We start from the raw sequence: 20,826 nt of genomic DNA on the forward strand, positions 1-20,826 counted from the left end.
ATCTTATAAATCTTGTCCAACGATATAATTTAATTCTTCGAATGTGTTTTGATAATTCTCTAACAAATCAAAATAAGCTTGTTGAGATTCTCGATAAGCCTGCGTAAAATCAATAAATTCTAGTAAAGTGATTTGTTTATTTTGGAGATGTTTTTTATAATTGTCAATCATGGTTAATTGCTCTTGATTATTCAATTTTTTCCACTGAATAAGTGCTTTATCCAATTGACTAATTTGATTTTGAAGTCGATCGATCGAAATATCTAACTCTGAATGTAGCGCATTTTTCGTAATTTGTTGTTGATTCAGTACAATTTCAGAAGCTTTGATGTTTCCTTTATTCGTATTGAAAATCGGTAAATCAATACTTACACCAACACCAACAAAATCGCGCATAATATTTCCACCTCGATCATAATTTACTTGAAAAGCCAAATCTGGTGTACGTTGTGCTTTTTCTAAAATCAATTGTTTTTCAGCTAAATTGATTTCATTCTCTTGTTTTTTTAACGCTATATTTTGCTCTTTCGCTAATTGTTTAGCATTAAATGGAATTGATTTGGAGTGAGAATTGAATCTTGAAAAATCGATTTCATTTACATTTAAATCTGAGTTTTGCGTTAACAATCGAAGTTTATTGATGTATTCAATTTCTTGATTTTCTAGCTCAATTTGATCTTTTTGTAAACCAATTAATTCGGTTTGAAGTCTATAAAAATCTGCTTTCGGAACATTTTTTAAATCTGCTTGTCGCTGATATTGCATCATCATTTGTTTAAACAAATCAACGCTATTTTGCAATTCTTTCTTTTCAGATTGAATACGCGCCAACGAAAAATATGTTTGTCTTAATTCTTTTTTCAGCTCACGCAATAATTCCTCATACTCAAAAAGTGCAGAACTCTTCTCTAATTCTTTAATCGCAACACGCTTTTTTCGTTTACCAGCGGTTTCAATTAATTGCTCTAATTCGACAGAAATTTGTTGATTTTTCCCGTATTTACCGAATAAATAAGGCTGTTCTTCTACATTATAAGTTTTCCAAAGATTAACCTCAGAAATACTCAACGTTGGATTTTGCCATAATTTCTCCTGAATAATTTCAGCATCAATTCTGTCTACATTGAATTTATTCGCAATAAGCGCATAATTTTTTTGTAAAAACGCTGCTTCTAAATTGTCCAACGTTATGTTTTGCGCCTGTGTTTGTATCGCAAGAACAATTGGAATTGCTGTATAATAGATCTTCTTCACTTCTACTCTTTTTGAAAATTCAAAAGTAAAAGTGTAAGATTAAGGTGAATTTTAAGTTAGATTAAAAGTAGATTAGAAAATGAGTTTAACAATCGTTCCTTTAGGTTTATTCGGAACAATTTCGATATCAATTTGATGAAGTGTAAAAATAATATTCGCCATCGAAAGTCCAATGCCTTTTCCTTGAAAATCTTGCGTATTTTTTCCTCGAAAAAAGTTTTGTTTAATTTGTTTGATATCGGTTTCTAAAATACCAATTCCTAAATCGGAAATATGAATTTGCAAACGATGATTAATTTCCAAAAACTGTACTAAAATCGGTTGATTGTTCGAATATTTTATTGCGTTACTTACTAAATTATTCAACGCAACTTCTAATAATTTTTCGTTTCCTTGAATGGTTAACAATTGATTATTTTCGACTTGTAAATCCACATTTATACGTGCTTGATGATACAAAACAGCATTTTCAATCACTTGCCAAACTACTTCATCAATTCGAATTTGACTAAATTCAAAACTCGTTTTTGCTCCCGAAAGTAACATCATTTGGTCTAACGTTTCTTGTAAATCATTCGTATATTGTTTAAGCTGTACAATTACGTCTTCGTATTCTTCGAGCGTTCTTTTTTTATGATTTGTCACCTCTAAAGTCCCTAATAATGCAGTAATTGGCGTTCGTAACTCGTGCGAAACATAATCAATAAAATTCTTTTGTACATTAAAAGTTTGCGCCATTCGATCAATAAAGTGATTGTAGGTTTTGATTAAATCCTCAATTTCTGCATACGATTTATTAAGCTTTAAAGGTTCAGTAAAATTCTTCGCATCACGCTCTTTTATTTGTTCAATAATTTTTGTGATCGGCTCATAAGCAATTATTCCTAAAAAATTAGAAAATAGATAAATAAAAATCAACCCAACCAATGAAACCGAAATCAAAATTTGAAGTAACGATTGCATTTGTTCGTTAAATTCTTGTTTAGATTCACGCGTGATTACAACAAAATCACCTTCGTTATCATGATAAAAAATTCCGTTATAAAAGAAATCTTTACTTGTAAAAAAATCGGATTTATTGGCACGAATATTTTCTATAAAATTGGTTGAAATATCTTTATTAGAAGACATATTTCCATTGTATTTTTTGTTGTTATGATCAACAATTAAAATATTTTTTCGGGAAATCGTCTTCTCTAATTGACTTTTGATATTATTATGTTCTAAAACAGGTAATTCGTCCTTTTCTAAATAATAAATAGAAGCCAAAAGTGTCTTATTCTGCAATGATTTGATCTCTTTTTTCTCCATTTCGGTATAAAAAGAAAAGTAAATAATTGTAGAAACAATCAGAATAATGATACTGAAAATAACGACTGAATAAAGTGCTAATCGGTGTTTTAATTTCATAAGTTAGGCTTTAAACATATAACCAACGCCTTTTACCGTGTGAATATATTTCGTACCATTTTTCTCTATTTTATTACGCAAATACGAAATGTAAACATCCACAACATTGGTGTGATTATCGAATGTTATTCCCCAAACCGCATTTAAAATTTGGATACGAGTAACGGTTTTATCTATATTTTCGATTAAATAATTCAACAACTTAAATTCTCGTGGAGAAAGTTCTGTTTCTTCTTTATTTACAAAAACTTTGTATTGATCCAAATCAATTTCTAAATCATCAAAAATCAATTTATTTTCAGGAGCTTCTTGCGAACGAAACTGATTCCGGCGCGTCAAAGCTTTGATTCGCGATAATAATTCGTCGAAATGAAATGGTTTTGTAATGTAATCATCTGCACCATAATCTAAAGCGGATACTTTATCTTGAACTGTATTCAAAGCGCTTAACATCAATATTGGAGTGAATATTTTCTTGTAACGAAGTGTTTGTACAAGCTGAATTCCATCCATTTTTGGTAACATAATGTCACAAATAATCAAATCAAACTGAATCGTAATAAATTCATCTAAAACAGTTTCTGCATCTTTACAAAGCGTAACCAAATATCCATTTTCTTCTAGTCCTTTGATTAAAAAATCGCTAATTCGCTTATCATCTTCGATTACTAAAATTTGCATACACTATCCTTTTTTTCAAAATTAATGAAATTGACCAAGATAAAATGAATTTAAAGTATTTTCTAATTATTTTTTAATTTAAAAAGCTCAACCAATATACACAGCCCCAAAAAGTTGGACACTTTTGGGGGCAGTGTAAAGGCACCCTTTGTAAAAATATAAAATAGTTGGAATTAAAATCGTAAAATATTTTCTTTCGCTTGATTGAAACCTAAGATTAAATCATCAAAAACTTCTTGTACAGTTGGAATTGAATCAATTAATGCAGAAACTTGTCCTATTTCTAATTCACCATTTACCAAATCACCTTCAAACATTCCTTTTTTAGAACGACCTCTACCTAAAAGCTCTTTCAACTCTTCCGCAGTTGTTCCTTGTTGATATTTTTGTTGCACCTGATTATAAAATTCATTCTTAATCAAACGTACTGGTGCCAATTCTTTCAATGTTAATTGTGTATCGCCTTCTTTTGCACTTACAATCACTTCCTTGAAAGCTTGATTAGCAGACGATTCTTGCGTAGCTGCAAAACGAGATCCAATTTGTACACCATCAGCACCAAGAGCAAAAGCTGCCAAAATTTGAGCACCTGTACCAATTCCTCCTGCTGCAATTAAAGGAATATCGATTTGTCGTTTTACATTTGGAATAAGACATAAAGTCGTTGTTTCTTCTCTGCCATTATGTCCACCTGCTTCAAAACCTTCTGCCACGACAGCATCAACTCCAGCTTCTTGAGATTTTAACGCAAATTTTGTACTACTGATAACATGCGTTACTGTAATGCCTTCTTTTTTTAAAATTTCTGTCCACGTTTTTGGATTTCCAGCAGAAGTAAAAACAACTTTCACACCTTCTTCCACAATTATCTGCATAATTTCTTCAATATTAGGATAAAGCATTGGTACATTTACTCCAAAAGGATGATTAGTAGCTGCTTTACACTTTTTTATGTGTTCCCGCAAAACATCAGGATACATGCTTCCAGCACCTATTAAACCAAGCCCTCCAGCATTACTAACAGCCGATGCTAAACGCCAACCACTGTTCCAAATCATACCTCCTTGAATAATTGGATATTTTATTGCAAATAATTTTGTTATATTCGTGTCCATTTTCGTTATATTTAGGCATAAAATTAAATAAATAAAGACAACGAAAAAATTTAATTTTAACATAAAGACTGACAGTTTGACTTTGGCAAATTATTTGATTTGCAAAAAATCGAATTTTAAAACAAATTAGAGTTTAATTATCTCTACTAATAATAAAAAATATAAGCTATGTATTGGACTTTAGAATTAGCATCTTATTTGAGTGATGCACCTTGGCCAGCAACTAAAGATGAATTAATCGATTACGCAATTCGTACTGGTGCACCTTTGGAGGTGGTAGAAAACCTACAATCTATTGAGGACGAAGGAGATTCTTACGAAAGCATTGAAGAAATTTGGGCTGACTATCCAACGGACGATGATTTCCTTTGGAACGAGGACGAATATTAAAATAAAAAAGCCCGAATTGGGGCTTTTTTCGATTCTATAATCTATAACTAACATAGTTAACGTATATTTGCATCTTAATTAGTCTCAAATATATTGTGGCTAATTTTGACGAAGAACGCAGAAAAATATGAATATTTTAAACAAAATTTTACAAGGATTCTTAGGTGATAAGAATGCAAAAGACGTAAAAGAATTACAAAAATATGTTGACCTTGCCAATCAAGCAGGTCAATCACTTGGTTCATTAACTATAGATGAATTAAGAGAAAAAACGACAGGTTTCAAAACTCAATTAATAGAAGCTACTAAAGAACTGAAAGCTCAAATTGATGAGCTAAAGAAAAAAGTAGAAGAAACTGAAGATTTTGGAGAAAAAGAAGACTTGTATACTGAAATTGATAAAATCAATAAACAAGCTTACGAAATTGAAGAAAAGATTTTATTAGAAATTTTACCTGAAGCTTTCGCAGTAATGCGTGAGACAGGTAAACGTTTTACAGAAAATGAAACTTTAGAAGTAACTGCATCTGATTTTGATAAAACATTAGTTCAACGTGGACATGATTTCGTTTCATTAAAAGACGAAAACACTGCTATTTGGAGAAACTCTTGGGATGCTGCCGGTCGTCAAGTAACATGGGACATGTCTCATTATGATGTACAGTTTATTGGTGGTTCTGCTTTACACTTAGGTCGTATTGCAGAGATGCAAACCGGTGAAGGTAAAACCTTGGTTGCAACTTTACCAATTTACTTAAATGCTTTAACAGGTCGTGGAGTTCACTTGGTAACTGTAAATGATTACTTAGCAAAACGAGATATGGCGTGGATGCGTCCTATTTTTTCATTTCATGGATTATCTGTTGATTGTATTGATAACCATCAACCAAATTCACCAGGTCGTCGCGAAGCATATGCTTCTGATATTGTTTATGGTACAAATAACGAATTTGGTTTCGACTATTTACGTGACAATATGGCAAACACGCCAGACGCTTTGGTGCAACGTGAGTTAAACTTTGCAATTGTCGATGAGGTCGATTCTGTATTAATTGATGATGCTCGTACTCCATTGATTATTTCTGGTCCAGTACCACAAGGAGATCGTCACGAATTTGATGTGTTACGACCAAAAATTGATCGTCTATACCAAATGCAACGTGAGATGTTAGGAAAAACATTAAACGAAGCGAAAACATTATTCAAACAAGGAGATACAAAAGAAGGTGGTTTCAAATTGTACCAAGTTTATCGTGGTTTACCGAAATACAAACCATTAATTAAATTCTTATCTCAAGATGGTATTCGTGCTCAATTACAAAAAACAGAAGCGCATTTCATTCAAGATAACAACCGAGAAATGCCAAAAGTTGATGAGCATTTATACTTTGTAATTGATGAAAAACAAAATCAATCAGATTTAACAGATAAAGGAATTGAGTATTTGTCTAAAGGAATGGAAGACGAGAATTTTTTCATTTTACCAGATGTTTCGACAAATATTGGAGCAATTGAAAACTCTGGAAAAGATAAAGAAGAAATTCTTAAAATGAAAGAAGAATTCTTCCGTAATTTCTCTATCAAATCGGAGCGTATTCATACATTAAGTCAATTGTTAAAAGCCTATACTTTATTCGAAAAAGATATCGAATATGTAGTGGTTGATGGTGAAGTAAAAATCGTTGACGAATCGACAGGACGTATTATGGATGGTCGTCGTTACTCTGATGGATTACACCAAGCAATTGAAGCGAAAGAAAATGTAAAAATTGAAGCAGCTACACAAACGTTTGCGACAATTACATTACAAAACTACTTCCGTATGTACAACAAATTAGGAGGTATGACTGGTACTGCGGAAACTGAAGCAGGTGAATTTTGGGAAATTTACAAATTAGATGTTGTTTCTATTCCAACAAACCGTCCTATTTTACGTCATGATAAAAATGATATTGTTTTCAAAACAAATCGTGAAAAATATAAAGCAGTAATCGAGGAAATTGTTCGCTTATCACAAGATGACAAACGTCCAGTTTTAGTTGGTACAACAAACGTTGAGATTTCTGAGATATTATCAAAAGCGTTAAAATTGCGTGGTATTAATCACAACGTTTTAAATGCGAAATTACACAAAAGCGAGGCTGATATTGTAACAGAAGCTGGTAAACCAGGAGCTGTAACAATTGCAACAAACATGGCTGGTCGAGGTACCGATATTAAATTGACACAAGAAGTAAAAGATTCTGGAGGTTTAGCAATTATTGGTACAGAACGTCACGATTCTCGTCGTGTAGACCGTCAGTTACGTGGTCGTGCTGGTCGTCAAGGAGATCCAGGATCATCTCAATTCTTTGTTTCGTTAGAAGATTCATTAATGCGTTTATTCGGTTCAGAACGAATTGCAAAATTAATGGACCGTATGGGACACAAAGATGGAGATGTAATTGAACACTCTATGATTACAAAATCAATTGAACGTGCACAGAAAAAAGTAGAAGAAAACAACTTTGGTATCCGTAAGCGTTTATTAGAATATGATGATGTAATGAATAAACAACGTGAAGTAATTTACAAACGTCGTCACAATGCATTATTCGGAGATCGTTTGGAAGTAGATATTGCAAACATGATTTATGATGTAGCTGCTTCTGTTGTAAGTTCAAACAAAGATTTTGAAGACTTTGGACAATATGAATTAGATTTAATTAAATACTTCACAATGGGAACTCCTGTTACAGAAGATGAGTTTAAATCTAAATCTGTAAAAGAGTTAACAAACATCACATACGACGCGGCAATTGCAGATTACAAAGCACGTATGCAGTATGTTGCAGAAACTGCTTTCCCTGTTATTTCGAATGTTTTCGAAAATCAAGGTCATATGTTCTCTCGTATTCAAGTCCCGTTTACAGATGGATTGCGTCAAATGACAGTTGTTTGTGATTTGAAAGAAGCGTACGAATCTCATGGAAAAACATTAATCAAAGATTTCGAAAAATCGGTTGTATTAAGTTTAATCGATGATAACTGGAAAGAGCATTTACGTGATGTTGATGATTTACGTAAAACGTCTCAGAATGCAGTTTACGAGCAGAAAGATCCGTTGGTTGTTTACAAACAAGAGTCTTTCCATATCTTCCAAAGAATGTTAGATACAGTGAACAAAGAAATTATTTCGTTCTTGTTCAAAGGTGAATTACCAAATGCACAAAAAGAAGAATCTGTAGAAGAAACTGAAACAGCGAACTAACAGATTTAAAATAATTTTTTAAACCCTTTCTGAATGTTTTTAGAAAGGGTTTTTTTGTTAAATTTATGATTTACATTAAATATGAAAATATTCTTTTCTAAATATATCCAATTTGGGATTCTTATAATGATAATATTGTTTTTTATTTCATGTGATAATTGTGAGAGATTTTATGATGATATTAATAATCTTGAAAGCAATATAATTGTAACAAAAAATTTAACAAAAGAGCAGTCTTTTCCAAAAGTTTTTATAGAAGGTCTGAGTTTAAAAACAAAAAATAAAGAAATTTTATCTACAGAAAATAGGTCTTTGATTGGAATTAGTAAGTATATAAAAATAGGTGATACTGTAATAAAGAAAAAAGGAGAGCCTATTATGTATGTTTACAAAAAAGATTCTATTATAGTTCATGCTTTTGAAAATTTTTGTCAAAAATCTATAAATCATAAAACTGATGAAATAAAAAGTATAGGAAATAGAATTTTTATTCGAAAAAATTTTTATTTGAAATGAGTGCAAAAACATTCACAATAATACAAAAGGCAAATTAAGGTTTGCCTTTTTGTAATCTTCCCCAAAAAAAGCTACGCATAAAAGTAGAATATTTTTTAAATTATGAAGTATGAAAAAAAGCAAATTTTCAGAAGTACAAATCATCAAGATTATCTCTGAACAGGACAAAGGCAAAACCGTTTTGGAAATTTGTCGTGAATACGGAATCAGTCAACCGACTTTTTACCAATGAAAGAGTAAATATTCGGGAATGGATGCTAATCAACTCAAACAGTTAAAAGAAATGGAGAAATAATTAGTCCAATATAAAAAGATTGTTGCAGAATCACCCCTTCAAAATACGGTTTTAAAAACTGTTATCGAAAAAAAGCTCTAACGCCTGACGAAAAACGCGAACTGGTTGATTTTTCTCGCGAGGAATTTAAACTCAGTCTTCGTCAGGCTTGTATATTGTTTTGTATCAGCACATCGGTGTTTTATTATCGTCCCAAACGTAACAATCAGGACGATTTAATCATTCAAGAACTCTCTTCATTAGCGGATTTAAACAAAACATGGGGTTTTTGGTTGATGTTTCATCGGCTTAGAAAGTTGAACTATTCATGGAACCATAAACGAGTTTATCGTGTTTACAAAATGATGCGTCTAAATTTGAGGAATAAACGCAAGAAACGATTACCAGCACGGGTAAAAGAGCCACTTTTGCGCCCGATTTATCCAAATGTAACGTGGAGTATGGATTTCATGCATGATAGTTTAGAAAACGGAAAAAGCGTGAGAAGTTTGAATATTATAGACGATTTTAATCGATAAATTTTGAGTATTTGTATCGATACAAGTTTACCTTCAGGACGAGTAGTAAGAGAACTTGAGAATTTAATTCAATGGAGAGGAAAACCAGAGTGAATAAGAGTCGATAATGGACCAGAATTTATTGCAAACGCACTAAAATATTGGTGTCATAATCAGTCTATTGAATTGATTTATATTCAGCCTGGTCAACCGACGCAAAATAGTTTGATCGAACGTTTTAATCGTACATTTAGACAAGAAGTTTTGGATTGTTTTAGTTTTCAACAATCAAGCAATTCAACATATTCTCTCAAGCTTGGATGTGGATGTATAACAATGAGAGACCGCACGCAAGCCTCGGATACCTTACTCCGCACAAGTTTTTGTTGAAATATGGAAAAATAAATAAACCGAATACAAGTGAATTTCCAACATTTCAGCAAGATAATTGTAGTAATAATCAGTGGAATCATTAGTTTTGAATGTAGCTAGTTAAGGGAAGATTACACTCGAATATCAGCTTCAGAAAGTGCAGAGAACTTTTCTATTTCTGCTGTTAATTCGTCGATGCTAACTTCGCCATCTGTTTTTGCGCTTGCATACCATTTTTTACACCTCCTCTATCTACTCCTAGTTGCGGTTTTTCTACTAAGTTAAATTTTATTGCCATAGCATATTGTTTTGGTTAATTAATTCGTATTAAGATAGTTATTTTTTTTTATTAATACTCAACAAGACACAAAAAATGATTAAATAAAATAGCCAACTTATGGAAGTTGGCTATTTTATTTACTTTGAAACAACGACTCGTGAAAAGCGACACGAAGTGTTGATCTATTAGTTTAAAAAATTAGTTTAAGCTTGCATCACAAAAATTGCGGGACGTTTGTGGTAATCGTATTGTTCATTTTTCCACTCTTTGATTGATAAGGTACGAATATCTTCGTCGTCTAAAGTAATATGACACGCCACACAAATCTTGGTTTCGGCACGAAGAATTTTCGTTAAATCGTCTACCATTTGATTATTACGATAAGGCGTTTCCATAAAAATTTGAGCAATTCCAGTCTTTGCACTTTCGTTTTCTAAATGTGCTAATTTCTTTTTACGTTCGGTTTTATCGATAGGTAAATAGCCATGAAACGCAAAGTTTTGACCATTCATTCCAGAGGCCATCAAAGCCAAAAGAATCGACGATGGACCTACTAAAGGTACAACCTGAATTCGTTTTTGTTGCGCCACCTTTACCAACTGTGCACCCGGATCGGCAACAGCAGGTAAACCAGCTTCGGAGATAATACCCAAGGAGATTCCTTTGTCCAATAATTTAATCAAATCGAACAGCTCTTCTGGTTCTGTATCTTTGTTAAGAATGTAAATATCTAAATCGGCTTGTACTTTTTCGGGACAAACTTGCTTGATAAACTTACGTGCAGATTTCTCGTTTTCCACGACAAAAGTAGTTAACGAACGAATAATATCAAGATTGTATAAAGGCAATACTCTACTGTGTTCGCTTTCGCCTAATAGCGAAGGAATCAAATAAACTTTAGCCGTATTCATAATTATTTTTTAAAGATTGTATTTTTTGATGATACCGTCAGTGGCTTCATCTAATAATTGGTAAACATGCTCGAAAGCATCTTCGCCATCGTAATAAGGATCAGGTACATTGTGCGCAAGACCTGTCCCTTCTTTCAGAATTAATTTTACTTTTTCTTTTTCTTCTTCGTTACGAGCTAATTGCTGCAAATCGATCGAGTTTTGTTTATCCATTGCAAAAATCAAATCAAATTCTTCGAAAAAGATTGGATTGAAATGCATCGCACGTTGATCGGAAATATCAACGCCATATTTCTTTGCCACTGCAACGGAGCGTCTGTCTGGTTGTTCGCCAACGTGCCAATTTCCTGTACCAGCAGAATCTACCCAATGATTGTCGCCAACCTTTGCTTGTAAAATACCTTCTGCCAAGGGAGAACGACAAATATTCCCCAAACAAACCATTAAAATTTTCATAGAAAAAGTATTAACTATTTAATCAGCAATTTTACGCGAAATATCTTCGATATAACCACGGAATTGTTTGTCTGTTTCTTGTAAGTTTTTAACTGTTTTACAAGCATGCAAAACAGTTGCGTGATCACGTTTACCAATTTGAGAACCGATACTCGCTAACGAGGCTTTTGTGTATTGTTTTGCAAAATACATCGCCAATTGACGTGCTTGGACCACATCGCGTTTACGTGTTTTAGATTGAATATCTTCCATCTTCACTTTAAAATATTCGCAAACCGTTTTTTGAATATAATCAATTGAAATTTCTTTACGAGCCGTTTGCACCAATTTAGAGAGTGTACGTGCTGTAAGATCTAACGTAATCTCGCGTTTATTTAATGTTGCTTGTGCAATGATAGAATTCAAAGAACCTTCTAATTCGCGCACATTTGTATCGATATTTTGAGCGATATAATCCATTACTTCGTCAGGGAATTCGATTCCGTCATTTTCTAATTTTTGTTTCAAAATAGATAGACGTGTATTGTAGTCTGGATTTTGCAAATCTGCTGATAATCCCCATTTGAAACGAGAAATCAAACGATCTTCCATGTCTTGGATATCTGCAGGAGATTTATCCGAAGTCAAAATAATTTGATTTCCTCTTTGATGTAAGTGGTTAAATATATGGAAGAAAACTTCTTGTGTTTTTGTTTTTCCTGATAAAAATTGAATATCATCCATAATCAAAACATCAATCATTTGATAAAAATGAATGAAATCATTTTGATTATTATTTTTTACAGCTTCGATAAATTGTTGTGTAAATTTCTCTGTCGAAACATACAAAACCGTTTTCTCTGGATGTAAATCTTTTACTTCTAAACCTATCGCATGCACCAAATGAGTTTTTCCTAATCCTACTCCACCATAAATAAAAAGTGGATTGAACGAAGTCCCTCCTGGACGTTTGGCAATCGCACGACCAGCAGCACGAGCTAATCGGTTTGATTCTCCTTCGATAAAATTACTGAAGGTATAATTGTGATTTAACTGTGAATCAATTTTAAGTTTTTGTAATCCTGGGATAATAAAAGGATTCATCATTTTACCCGCCTGTAAATTCATTGGCGCTTCAACCTCTTGTGGGCGAGGTTTTTCTTTGTTCGAGCTTGGAATACGAACGGTAAATGGTTCACGTCCTTGTGACTTTTGATCCATCAAAATACTATAAACTAATTTCGCATCAGAACCAAGTTCTTTTTGTAAGGCACTTTTTAAAATTTTGATATAATGTTCCTCTAACCATTCGTAAAAAAATTTACTTGGTACTTGTATTGTTAAAACATTATTATTTAGTTTGCCCGGACGAATCGGAACAAACCATGTATTGAATGCATCTTCCGCAATGTTGTCTTTGATAAAAGACAAGCATTTTTCCCACACAGAATTTGCAGTTATCATCGTAATATTGTCCAAAAGTGCTTAAGTTTTAATGTAAATTATTGATAATCAGCTTATGTGAAAAACATAAGCTTACCTACAAAATTGTGAACAAATTTTGAATAAAAAAAATAATTTGGGTATTGATATATTAAAAAATACTTTGTATAATAATAAAAATCAACAAACAGTTTTAGACAAAGCAAAAGTACTGCTAAGATAATCTTTTCATACATATTTTGTCTTATCAAAATTAATATTTATTATTTTTGTATTACTATGGAAATTACACAAGAAAAAATTGACTTTGCAATTATCAAAGTAGAAAATCATTTAAATGATTTAGGGATTAAAAATAATTTTTCGCTTTTACGAATTGAACAAGTTGAAGAAGAAAATGTAAGGATTTTTTATTATGAAATTGCGAATCCTACATTCAAAACAATTATTCAAATTCAATATGATTTCTTAAAGGAAGAGCAAAAAGATTCTTCTCAAACATCTTTTAGTTGGATGGATTACAAAAAAATTACTGAATAGACTTTTTCATTTTTTAGCTAATTAATGACCAAGTCTTTTTTTTGTTCTCTACTTTTGAAGTTTTAAAATGATGTATTAGAAAAATTATGGAGAAGATAGAACAATTGAATGTTTTTCGTACTAAAACGCGTATTTTATATAAACATACCGATCAAATGAAGGTAGTGTATTATGGTAACTATCCCGAATTTTATGAAATTGGACGTGTTGAATTGATGCGTGAGAGAGGTTTTCCTTATGCGGAGTTGGAAGCAATGGGAATTCAGATGCCAATTATCGAAATGCATTCAAAATATGTTGGAAGTGCTTTGTATGATGAATTAATCGAAATTGAAACAACCGTTCCAGAGCGTGATAAAGGTGTTCGTATTCGTTTTAATTATACGATTTATAATGAGGCAGGAAAAATAATTAATCAAGGTTATACAATTTTGTGTTGTATTGATGCTGAAACACGTCGACCAGTTCGAATTCCGGAACGTATTTGGACAAGTTTAGGATTATAAAATTATTTAGACTCATTAATAATTCATAAAAAGAAATTCTTGCAAATGAATTCTCATTAAATTTGTCTCTTAACAAAACATGATTAAAAACGAATGTCAACACTTCAAGAAAAAATCAATCAAACGATTGTAGACGTTATCGATTTTCCAAAAGAAGGAATTGTCTATAAAGATATTACACCATTGTTCTTAAACGCAGAACTTTCGGATGAAATTGTAGATGCGTTTGTAGATAAAGCCAAAGGAAAAGTAGATGTAGTTTGTGGAATCGAAAGCCGTGGTTTTTTGTACGGGATTCAAATTGCTCAAAAACTAAAAGTTCCTTTTGTGCTTATTCGCAAAGCAGGTAAATTACCGCCTCCTACAATTAATCAATCTTATGATTTGGAATATGGACAAGCAACAATTGAAGTTAATTCAAATTACATCAAAGATGGTGCGCGTGTTTTAATTCATGATGATGTTTTGGCAACTGGCGGTACAGCTGAAGCTTGTGCTAAATTGGTAGAAAAATGTGGAGGTAAAACAACACAATTTTCTTTTATCGTTGATTTAACTTTCTTAAATGGAAAAGATAAGTTAACAACTTTTGCAACCGATATCGTTACATTGATAGAATATTAAGTAAAAACCGTTCAAAAAAGTTGAACGGTTTTTTTATTCTTTTTTGGGTGCTATAATCACTTCGGGTGTTCTATCTTTCCCTATATCTAACAACGCTTTAATATTCGCTAAAACCTCTCTAAAACTCTGTTTACCTTCTGTTTTATAAGGTCCATTATCTGCATTATATCCAATACAATCCAAACCAAAAACTTTCCCTAAAAACAATGCTCTTTTGAGATGATAGGATTGAGAAATTAGAATCACTTTATTAAATCGAAAGATATTTTTAGTTCTATAAATTGTACTATACGTATCTAATCCTGCTCCATCAAGGTAAGTATCTTCAATCTTAACCCCTCTATCCAATAAATATTTTTCCATTACATCAATTTCATTGAAGTTTTCATAGATTTTTTCTCCAGAAAGTAAAATGACATCCACTTGATCTTCTTCATAAAGTCGAATTGCAGCATCCAAACGATCTTTCAAAAAACGGGTTGGTTGTCCATTTGCTTGTATTTTTGCCCCAAACACAACTGCTATTCGATAATCCTGTGGAATATTCCCTTGATAGTTGTAAATATAGTAAGAAGTAAGAATCTGAATAATTAATGCGATAACTAAAGTGAAAGCCGCTATTATACCGATGGTTAGCATACTTTTACGCATTACAAATCTTCCTATTTTTACAAGTTTACTCAATATCTTTTTCTTTAAAACCTTTAACTTTCAAAAATCCATAACATTAGTCACATATAAAAATTATTAATGTGAAAATTACTTTAAATTTTTCATCGTATTTTTAGGCAATGAATGAGATTGAATTAAGAACAGTTACTGTAGAACGCTATTTGCAACCTTTGCGCGAAGGAGGTTCTTTGCCTGCATTGGCTGATGCGGATGACGGTTTTAAATATGTTATAAAATTTAAAGGCGCAGGACATGGACCTCGAATGTTAATTTCTGAATTGTTAGGAGGTGAAATTGCTCGTATTTTAGGTTTTAAAGTTCCTGAATTAGTTTTTGCTTTATTGGACGAATATTTTGGACAATCGGAGGCAGACGAGGAAATTCAAGATTTATTAAAATTTAGCGAAGGAACAAATTTAGCTTTACATTATTTGTCTGGAGCAATCAATTATGACCCTGCGGTAATGAAAATTGATGATAAATTATCTTCTCAAATTGTTTGGTTAGATGCTTTTTTAACAAATGTCGACCGTACATTTCGCAATACAAATATGTTGATGTGGCACAAAGAGTTGTGGTTAATCGACCATGGAGCTTCTTATTATTTCCATCATTCGTGGGACAATTGGGAAAAAGCAGCAATTGCTCCATTTGCACCAATTAAAGATCATGTTTTATTGAAAAATGCAACAAAACTTGAAGAAGTTGACACCGAATTTAAAGCATTACTAAATGATGAAATTATTGATAAAATTGTAGACTTAATTCCCGATGAATGGTTAGAAACAGAGGTAACACATGCGTCGTTTGAAGAAATGAGAACGGTTTACAAAACATTTATCAAAACACGATTACAACATTCAGCACTATTTATAAACGAAGCGAACAATGCCAGAAAAAATCTTATATGAGTATGCCATTCTTCGATTAGTTCCAAAAGTAGAGCGCGAAGAATTTATTAACGTTGGAGTGATATTATTTTCGAAAAAGCAAAATTATTTGAAAGTCAAATATTTCATCAATGATCAACGAATCAATGCTTTTTGCCATGAATTAGACCTTGATTTTATTGACAGCAATTTGAATGCTTTATCCAAAATAGCAGAAGGAATTCATCCCGAATCAGCTATTTCTAATTTTGAAACTCCCGAACGTTTTAGATGGTTAACTGCTGTGCGTAGCTCATCAATTCAATCATCACGACCACATCCTGGAAAGACTTATAATTTAGATAAAACATTAGATAGATTGTACAAAGAACATGTTTTATAAAAGTTAAATACTTAAAAACGAATGTTTTAATTTTATTTCTTAATTTTGGTTTACATTAATTTAAATTATTTATCGCCATGAGTACATTAAGAAACAAAGTTCAATTAATTGGGAATGTAGGAAACAATCCTGAAATTAAAACATTTGAAAACGACAAGAAGTTCGCAAAATTTAGTTTAGCTACAAACGAGAGTTACACAAACAACAAAAATGAAAAAGTACAAAATACAATTTGGCACAATATCGTAGCATATGGACCAATTGTAAGTATTATTGAAAAACATGTTGAAAAAGGAAAACAGCTCGCAGTTGCTGGTAAATTAACTTATCGAGAATACCAAGATAAGGAAGGTACTACAAAAAATATGACCGAAATTGTAGTTGATGAAATTGTGCTTCTTTAGCGTTTAAAATAAAAGGGAAACAGTGATGTTTCCCTTTTATTGTTTTATATGATAATCTAAATAAGTTTAGAAATATATTTATCCCAACATTCTAATCGCGGTTTTTAAACCATCAATAAAAATATCAATTTCTTCTTTTGTATTGTAAACAGCGAACGAAGCACGCACTGTGCCTGGAATATTAAAGTGATGCATAATTGGTTGTGCACAATGATGTCCAGTACGCACTGCAATTCCTTTTTTATCCAAGATCATACCGACATCTGACGAATGTACGCCATCAAATTTTAAGTTGAACGAAACCGCTCCAGAATGCTCTGCATCTTTAGCATAGATCACAACTTCATCAAATTCTGATAAACGTTGAATGGTATAATCTACCAATTCTTTTTCATAATCATGAATCGTTTGCATACCGATCGAATTGATAAAATCTACCGCAGCTCCAAGTCCGATAATTCCAGCAATATCTGGTGTACCAGCTTCAAACTTGAATGGTAAACAAGCGTAGGTAGAAACTTCCATTGTTACATCTTTTATCATCTCTCCTCCTCCATGAAAAGGTGGTAATTCATTCAAGATATCTTCTTTTCCGTACAATATTCCAATTCCAGTTGGTCCATACATTTTATGCCCAGAGAAAACCAAGAAATCACAATCCAATGTTTGTACATCAATCACTGTATGTGGTGCAGATTGCGCAGCATCAATTAAAACCCAAGCGCCTTTTGCATGCGCTTTTTCGATAATCGTTTCGATAGGATTTACAACACCCAACGCATTAGAAACCTGATTAACACAAACTAATTTTGTTTTATCTGTCAATAAATCATCTAATTTATCAATATCCAAAATACCTTCTGCAGTTAACGGAATATATTTCAGTTTTGCACCTGTTCTTTGACACAACAATTGCCAAGGAACGATATTAGAATGATGTTCGATTTCGGTAATAATAATTTCGTCATCAGCCGTCAAAACATTACGCAATGAATTTGAAACTAAATTAATTCCTTCCGTTGTTCCACGCGTAAAAATAATTTCATGATCATATTTTGCATGGATAAATTTCTGAATTTTACGACGAGACTCTTCCATCAAATCAGTTGCTTCCTGACTTAAGGTATGGATTCCACGGTGTACATTTGCATTGTACATTTCGTAATATTCATCTAAAACATCTAAAACAACTTTTGGTTTTTGAGAAGTTGCCCCATTATCTAAATAAACCAATGGTTTTCCATTGACTTCTCTAGTTAAAATTGGAAATTGACTTCTTATTTGTTGGATATCTATTGACATTTTTTTATTGTATTATGTAGTTTGTAAAATGTATTAGGTTTAAAAAAAGTTGTAAGTAAACTTACAACTTTATACTTATGACTTAATACTTTCGTACATTCAATTATAATTCGAAATCTAAACTAACGCCTAATTTTTCGGCAATTACGGCATTTACACGATTAGATATTTGTGGAATTTGTACATGTCGTAAAGCATCAGCTGCAAATGCATATAACAACATTGCTTTTGCTTCTTTCTTTGGAATACCACGTTGCTGCATATAGAACAATGATTCTTCTTCTAATTGCCCAACAGTACATCCGTGCGAACATTTTACATCATCTGCAAAAATCTCTAACTGAGGTTTTGTATTGATTGAAGCTCCATCTGATAATAATACATTATTATTTTGTTGGAAAGCATTCAATTTTTGAGCTTCTTTGTGTACAAATATTTTACCATTGAAAACACCTTGAGCTTTGTCATCGTAAATACCTTTGTATAACTCATGTGATTCACAATTTGGGAAATTATGTTCTACAAAAGTATGATGATCGACGTGTTGTTTTCCTCCGATAACAGTAATTCCATCCATTACAGAGTTACAGTTTTCCCCATTTTGGAAGAAGTTTAAGTTATTTCTAACAATTTTACCTCCAAAAGAAAACGTAAATACATTGGCGCGAGAATCTCTTTCTTGGTTAATGTAGGTATTATCTACCAACGAAACATCATGAGAATCATTTTGGAATTTGTACCAATGAATCTCTGCATTACGACCAACGTTAACTTCTGAAACAACGTTTGTTAAATTAGCTTTACCGTCTAACGTTTGGTGTCTTTCTATGATTTGAACATGTGCATTATCACCTACTACTACCAAATTACGAGGTTGATACATGGCTTCCTGAGATGCACCTGTAGAGAAATATACGATTTGAATTGGCTTAGATAAAATAACATTATTTGGAACATAAATATAAGCTCCATCTTTTGCAAAAGCAGTGTTCAACGCAACCATGCTTTCATCTTTATGCGCAATTTTTCCGTAATAATTCTCGATTACTGCTTGATGAGTTGTTTTATGCATTGCACTTGACAATACACAGATATCTGCTTCATCATGCGTTGTATTTGACAAAAACGAAGAATATTTTCCATTAATGAATACGATAGTATAAGTATCAATATCATTAATCAAATATTTCTTGATGTCTTTGTACTCAATTGCCACTTCGTCTTCTGGGAACAATTTATAGTCCACCTTCAACAAAGGAGCAAGATTTGTATATTTCCATTCTTCGTCTTTACGTGTTGGAAAACCTTTTTGGTTAAAGATTTCGATTGCTTCTTGTCGAAGCCCTTCGATTCCTTTATTAACCTTATTTTTTTCATTAAACACTAAATGACGAGAAACTAAATTTTCTTTTAAATCAATCATTTTAGATATTGTATTAATGTATTATGTAAGAAGTAAAAAGTACTTTGTACTTAATACATTTTACATTTTACAAAATGTTTAGATTCCTGCTTCTTCTTTAACCCAGTCGTAACCTTTTTCTTCTAACGCTAAAGCTAATTCTTTACCACCAGATTTGATGATTTTTCCGTCAGCTAAAACGTGTACAAAGTCAGGAACAATATAGTCTAATAAACGTTGGTAGTGTGTAATTACTAACACTCCATTGTTTTCATTTTTAAATTCATTTACACCATCCGCAACAATACGTAAAGCGTCAATATCTAAACCTGAATCTGTTTCGTCTAAGATTGCTAATGTTGGGTTTAACATTAACATTTGGAAAATTTCGTTACGCTTTTTCTCTCCTCCAGAGAAGCCTTCGTTAAGAGAACGAGATAAGAAATCTTTTTTGATTCCTAATAAATCTGCTTTCTCACGAATTAATTTCAACATTTCTGAAGCTCCCATTTCTTCTAATCCTTGCGCTTTACGCGTTTCGTTGATCGAAGTTTTGATGAAGTTTGTTACAGAAACACCTGGAATTTCAATAGGATATTGAAAAGACATGAAAATACCTTTTTGTGCTCTTTCTTCTGGAGCCAACTCTAAGATAGATTCATCTTTAAATTCAATCTCACCATCAGTCACTTCGTATTCCTCTTTACCTGTAATTACATTTGATAAAGTTGATTTTCCAGCTCCGTTAGGTCCCATAATTGCGTGAACTTCTCCTGGATTAATTTGAAGGTTTAAACCTTTTAAAATTTCGCGCTCTTCAATACGAGCGTGTAAGTTTTTTATATTTAATAACATAATCTAATTTGTAAATTAGTTAATGTGATAATTTTCTAATTATCTTGATTTTGATATACTTATTATTTTATTCACAATTTTAGAAATGTTTACCAATTTTTCGGTTAAACTTTCTGTATTTGGATAATTTTTAGATAATTGACATAATTCTAACCAATACTTGGTTTCATCAATTTCTTTTGCTGCAATCTTAAATTTGTGAATAAAATCATTCAAGCTTTCAGCGTTTTGAGCTTCTCTAATATTTGCTCCAATTGAAGTTCCTGATTTTAACAATTGATTTGAAATAACAAATCTTTTATTCATTTCAAGTTCTTCACAATATTCTATAATTAATAGTGAAAATTCTAAAGTTAATTTTAAAATAATATTATCTTTTTCCATCATTAACTCATTGACA

23 protein-coding genes and 2 pseudogenes are annotated in these 20,826 nt (G+C 32.0%); 12 read left to right on the plus strand and 13 right to left on the minus strand.

Going from position 1 to position 20,826, the window contains the following annotated elements; translation table 11 throughout:
• Positions 1-3: 3 nt before the first annotated feature.
• The 4 genes from IF125_RS05645 to IF125_RS05660 all read right to left on the minus strand — a co-directional run bounded on the left by IF125_RS05645 (position 4) and on the right by IF125_RS05660 (position 4,460).
• Positions 4-1,254, minus strand: coding sequence for a TolC family protein (locus tag IF125_RS05645; protein WP_225541807.1), 1,251 nt, complete (start codon positions 1,252-1,254; stop codon positions 4-6).
• Positions 1,255-1,326: 72 nt separating this feature from the next.
• The gene (locus IF125_RS05650) at positions 1,327-2,664 is read right to left on the minus strand and encodes a sensor histidine kinase (protein WP_225541808.1); all 1,338 of its coding nucleotides are present in this window, start codon (positions 2,662-2,664) and stop codon (positions 1,327-1,329) included.
• Positions 2,665-2,667: 3 nt separating this feature from the next.
• Positions 2,668-3,345: a response regulator transcription factor gene (locus tag IF125_RS05655; RefSeq protein ID WP_225541809.1), complete on the minus strand. Its 678-nt coding sequence runs from the start codon at positions 3,343-3,345 to the stop codon at positions 2,668-2,670.
• A 173-nt stretch (positions 3,346-3,518) separates the two neighbouring features.
• Positions 3,519-4,460: an NAD(P)H-dependent flavin oxidoreductase gene (locus IF125_RS05660; protein WP_225541810.1), complete on the minus strand. Its 942-nt coding sequence runs from the start codon at positions 4,458-4,460 to the stop codon at positions 3,519-3,521.
• 168 nt (positions 4,461-4,628) lie between these two features.
• Between IF125_RS05660 and IF125_RS05665 the strand changes: the two genes are divergently transcribed.
• The 6 genes and pseudogenes from IF125_RS05665 to IF125_RS14325 all read left to right on the plus strand — a co-directional run bounded on the left by IF125_RS05665 (position 4,629) and on the right by IF125_RS14325 (position 9,884).
• On the plus strand, positions 4,629-4,850 hold the full coding sequence (locus IF125_RS05665; protein WP_019976296.1) for a DUF2795 domain-containing protein: 222 nt from the start codon (positions 4,629-4,631) through the stop codon (positions 4,848-4,850).
• Between the two features lie 127 nt (positions 4,851-4,977).
• Complete coding sequence (gene secA / locus IF125_RS05670; protein WP_171621581.1) at positions 4,978-8,100, plus strand: preprotein translocase subunit SecA; 3,123 nt, start codon at positions 4,978-4,980, stop codon at positions 8,098-8,100.
• Positions 8,101-8,181: 81 nt separating this feature from the next.
• On the plus strand, positions 8,182-8,616 hold the full coding sequence (locus IF125_RS05675) for a hypothetical protein (RefSeq protein WP_225541811.1): 435 nt from the start codon (positions 8,182-8,184) through the stop codon (positions 8,614-8,616).
• Positions 8,617-8,725: 109 nt separating this feature from the next.
• Complete coding sequence (locus tag IF125_RS14320; protein ID WP_225541812.1) at positions 8,726-8,848, plus strand: transposase; 123 nt, start codon at positions 8,726-8,728, stop codon at positions 8,846-8,848.
• A 239-nt stretch (positions 8,849-9,087) separates the two neighbouring features.
• The gene (locus IF125_RS05685) at positions 9,088-9,429 is read left to right on the plus strand and encodes a transposase (protein ID WP_171621578.1); all 342 of its coding nucleotides are present in this window, start codon (positions 9,088-9,090) and stop codon (positions 9,427-9,429) included.
• Between the two features lie 165 nt (positions 9,430-9,594).
• Positions 9,595-9,884 (plus strand): annotated as a pseudogene (locus IF125_RS14325) (integrase core domain-containing protein).
• Positions 9,885-9,917: 33 nt separating this feature from the next.
• Here the strand turns inward: IF125_RS14325 and IF125_RS05695 are convergent.
• From IF125_RS05695 to dnaA, 4 genes and pseudogenes are all read right to left on the minus strand, one after another.
• A pseudogene (locus tag IF125_RS05695) lies at positions 9,918-10,078 on the minus strand (HU family DNA-binding protein); the annotation flags it as partial.
• A gap of 185 nt (positions 10,079-10,263) precedes the next feature.
• Positions 10,264-10,971: an SAM-dependent methyltransferase gene (locus IF125_RS05700; RefSeq protein ID WP_171621575.1), complete on the minus strand. Its 708-nt coding sequence runs from the start codon at positions 10,969-10,971 to the stop codon at positions 10,264-10,266.
• Positions 10,972-10,980: 9 nt separating this feature from the next.
• Positions 10,981-11,427, minus strand: a complete 447-nt coding sequence (locus IF125_RS05705) for a low molecular weight protein-tyrosine-phosphatase (RefSeq protein WP_225541813.1) — start codon at positions 11,425-11,427, stop codon at positions 10,981-10,983.
• An 18-nt stretch (positions 11,428-11,445) separates the two neighbouring features.
• On the minus strand, positions 11,446-12,870 hold the full coding sequence (dnaA, locus tag IF125_RS05710) for a chromosomal replication initiator protein DnaA (RefSeq protein WP_171621777.1): 1,425 nt from the start codon (positions 12,868-12,870) through the stop codon (positions 11,446-11,448).
• A 258-nt stretch (positions 12,871-13,128) separates the two neighbouring features.
• Here dnaA and IF125_RS05715 point away from each other — a divergent pair, with 258 nt between their 5' ends.
• The 3 genes from IF125_RS05715 (at position 13,129) to IF125_RS05725 (ending at position 14,519) form a co-directional block, all read left to right on the plus strand.
• A complete protein-coding gene (locus IF125_RS05715) occupies positions 13,129-13,389 on the plus strand; it encodes a hypothetical protein (protein ID WP_171621573.1) in 261 nt (86 codons plus the stop codon).
• Positions 13,390-13,475: 86 nt separating this feature from the next.
• The gene (locus IF125_RS05720) at positions 13,476-13,895 is read left to right on the plus strand and encodes an acyl-CoA thioesterase (RefSeq protein WP_171621572.1); all 420 of its coding nucleotides are present in this window, start codon (positions 13,476-13,478) and stop codon (positions 13,893-13,895) included.
• Between the two features lie 93 nt (positions 13,896-13,988).
• Complete coding sequence (locus tag IF125_RS05725; protein WP_171621571.1) at positions 13,989-14,519, plus strand: adenine phosphoribosyltransferase; 531 nt, start codon at positions 13,989-13,991, stop codon at positions 14,517-14,519.
• A 33-nt stretch (positions 14,520-14,552) separates the two neighbouring features.
• Here the strand turns inward: IF125_RS05725 and IF125_RS05730 are convergent, their stop codons facing one another.
• On the minus strand, positions 14,553-15,203 hold the full coding sequence (locus tag IF125_RS05730; protein WP_225541814.1) for a SanA/YdcF family protein: 651 nt from the start codon (positions 15,201-15,203) through the stop codon (positions 14,553-14,555).
• A gap of 107 nt (positions 15,204-15,310) precedes the next feature.
• On the opposite strand from IF125_RS05730, the gene IF125_RS05735 reads away from it, so the two are divergent.
• From IF125_RS05735 to IF125_RS05745, 3 genes are all read left to right on the plus strand, one after another.
• On the plus strand, positions 15,311-16,102 hold the full coding sequence (locus IF125_RS05735) for a HipA family kinase (RefSeq protein ID WP_171623339.1): 792 nt from the start codon (positions 15,311-15,313) through the stop codon (positions 16,100-16,102).
• A complete protein-coding gene (locus IF125_RS05740; RefSeq protein ID WP_171623338.1) occupies positions 16,080-16,463 on the plus strand; it encodes a DUF3037 domain-containing protein in 384 nt (127 codons plus the stop codon). The genes IF125_RS05735 and IF125_RS05740 overlap by 23 nt, the downstream gene beginning before the upstream one ends.
• 77 nt (positions 16,464-16,540) lie before the next feature.
• Positions 16,541-16,867: a single-stranded DNA-binding protein gene (locus IF125_RS05745; RefSeq protein ID WP_171623337.1), complete on the plus strand. Its 327-nt coding sequence runs from the start codon at positions 16,541-16,543 to the stop codon at positions 16,865-16,867.
• A 78-nt stretch (positions 16,868-16,945) separates the two neighbouring features.
• Here IF125_RS05745 and IF125_RS05750 read toward each other — a convergent pair whose 3' ends face one another.
• From IF125_RS05750 to IF125_RS05765, 4 genes are all read right to left on the minus strand, one after another.
• Positions 16,946-18,169, minus strand: coding sequence for an aminotransferase class V-fold PLP-dependent enzyme (locus IF125_RS05750; RefSeq protein ID WP_262903656.1), 1,224 nt, complete (start codon positions 18,167-18,169; stop codon positions 16,946-16,948).
• 103 nt (positions 18,170-18,272) lie between these two features.
• The gene (gene sufD, locus IF125_RS05755; RefSeq protein WP_225541815.1) at positions 18,273-19,592 is read right to left on the minus strand and encodes a Fe-S cluster assembly protein SufD; all 1,320 of its coding nucleotides are present in this window, start codon (positions 19,590-19,592) and stop codon (positions 18,273-18,275) included.
• A 78-nt stretch (positions 19,593-19,670) separates the two neighbouring features.
• Entirely contained in the window at positions 19,671-20,426 is a 756-nt protein-coding gene (gene sufC / locus IF125_RS05760; protein ID WP_171623335.1) for a Fe-S cluster assembly ATPase SufC, read from the minus strand.
• A gap of 39 nt (positions 20,427-20,465) precedes the next feature.
• Positions 20,466-20,813, minus strand: a complete 348-nt coding sequence (locus IF125_RS05765) for a four helix bundle protein (RefSeq protein WP_317171934.1) — start codon at positions 20,811-20,813, stop codon at positions 20,466-20,468.
• Between the last annotated feature and the right edge of the window lie 13 nt (positions 20,814-20,826).

The sequence above is a fragment of the Empedobacter stercoris genome (assembly GCF_020281205.1).
In the GTDB taxonomy this organism is placed as follows: Bacteria; Bacteroidota; Bacteroidia; order Flavobacteriales; family Weeksellaceae; genus Empedobacter; species Empedobacter stercoris.

Bases quoted from the DNA above. Each gene is read 5' to 3' on its own strand.
- secA (WP_171621581.1), top strand. From the start codon at position 4,978: ATGAATATTTTAAACAAAATTTTACAAGGATTCTTAGGTGATAAGAAT.
- IF125_RS05720 (WP_171621572.1), top strand. From the start codon at position 13,476: ATGGAGAAGATAGAACAATTGAATGTTTTTCGTACTAAAACGCGTATT.
- IF125_RS05700 (WP_171621575.1), bottom strand. From the start codon at position 10,971: ATGAATACGGCTAAAGTTTATTTGATTCCTTCGCTATTAGGCGAAAGC.
- IF125_RS05745 (WP_171623337.1), top strand. From the start codon at position 16,541: ATGAGTACATTAAGAAACAAAGTTCAATTAATTGGGAATGTAGGAAAC.
- IF125_RS05660 (WP_225541810.1), bottom strand. From the start codon at position 4,460: ATGGACACGAATATAACAAAATTATTTGCAATAAAATATCCAATTATT.
- IF125_RS05735 (WP_171623339.1), top strand. From the start codon at position 15,311: ATGAATGAGATTGAATTAAGAACAGTTACTGTAGAACGCTATTTGCAA.
- IF125_RS05665 (WP_019976296.1), top strand. From the start codon at position 4,629: ATGTATTGGACTTTAGAATTAGCATCTTATTTGAGTGATGCACCTTGG.
- IF125_RS05725 (WP_171621571.1), top strand. From the start codon at position 13,989: ATGTCAACACTTCAAGAAAAAATCAATCAAACGATTGTAGACGTTATC.
- IF125_RS05655 (WP_225541809.1), bottom strand. From the start codon at position 3,345: ATGCAAATTTTAGTAATCGAAGATGATAAGCGAATTAGCGATTTTTTA.
- IF125_RS05650 (WP_225541808.1), bottom strand. From the start codon at position 2,664: ATGAAATTAAAACACCGATTAGCACTTTATTCAGTCGTTATTTTCAGT.
- IF125_RS05675 (WP_225541811.1), top strand. From the start codon at position 8,182: ATGAAAATATTCTTTTCTAAATATATCCAATTTGGGATTCTTATAATG.
- IF125_RS05715 (WP_171621573.1), top strand. From the start codon at position 13,129: ATGGAAATTACACAAGAAAAAATTGACTTTGCAATTATCAAAGTAGAA.
- IF125_RS05750 (WP_262903656.1), bottom strand. From the start codon at position 18,169: ATGTCAATAGATATCCAACAAATAAGAAGTCAATTTCCAATTTTAACT.
- IF125_RS14320 (WP_225541812.1), top strand. From the start codon at position 8,726: ATGAAAAAAAGCAAATTTTCAGAAGTACAAATCATCAAGATTATCTCT.
- IF125_RS05740 (WP_171623338.1), top strand. From the start codon at position 16,080: ATGCCAGAAAAAATCTTATATGAGTATGCCATTCTTCGATTAGTTCCA.
- sufC (WP_171623335.1), bottom strand. From the start codon at position 20,426: ATGTTATTAAATATAAAAAACTTACACGCTCGTATTGAAGAGCGCGAA.
- dnaA (WP_171621777.1), bottom strand. From the start codon at position 12,870: ATGATAACTGCAAATTCTGTGTGGGAAAAATGCTTGTCTTTTATCAAA.
- sufD (WP_225541815.1), bottom strand. From the start codon at position 19,592: ATGATTGATTTAAAAGAAAATTTAGTTTCTCGTCATTTAGTGTTTAAT.
- IF125_RS05705 (WP_225541813.1), bottom strand. From the start codon at position 11,427: ATGAAAATTTTAATGGTTTGTTTGGGGAATATTTGTCGTTCTCCCTTG.
- IF125_RS05765 (WP_317171934.1), bottom strand. From the start codon at position 20,813: ATGATGGAAAAAGATAATATTATTTTAAAATTAACTTTAGAATTTTCA.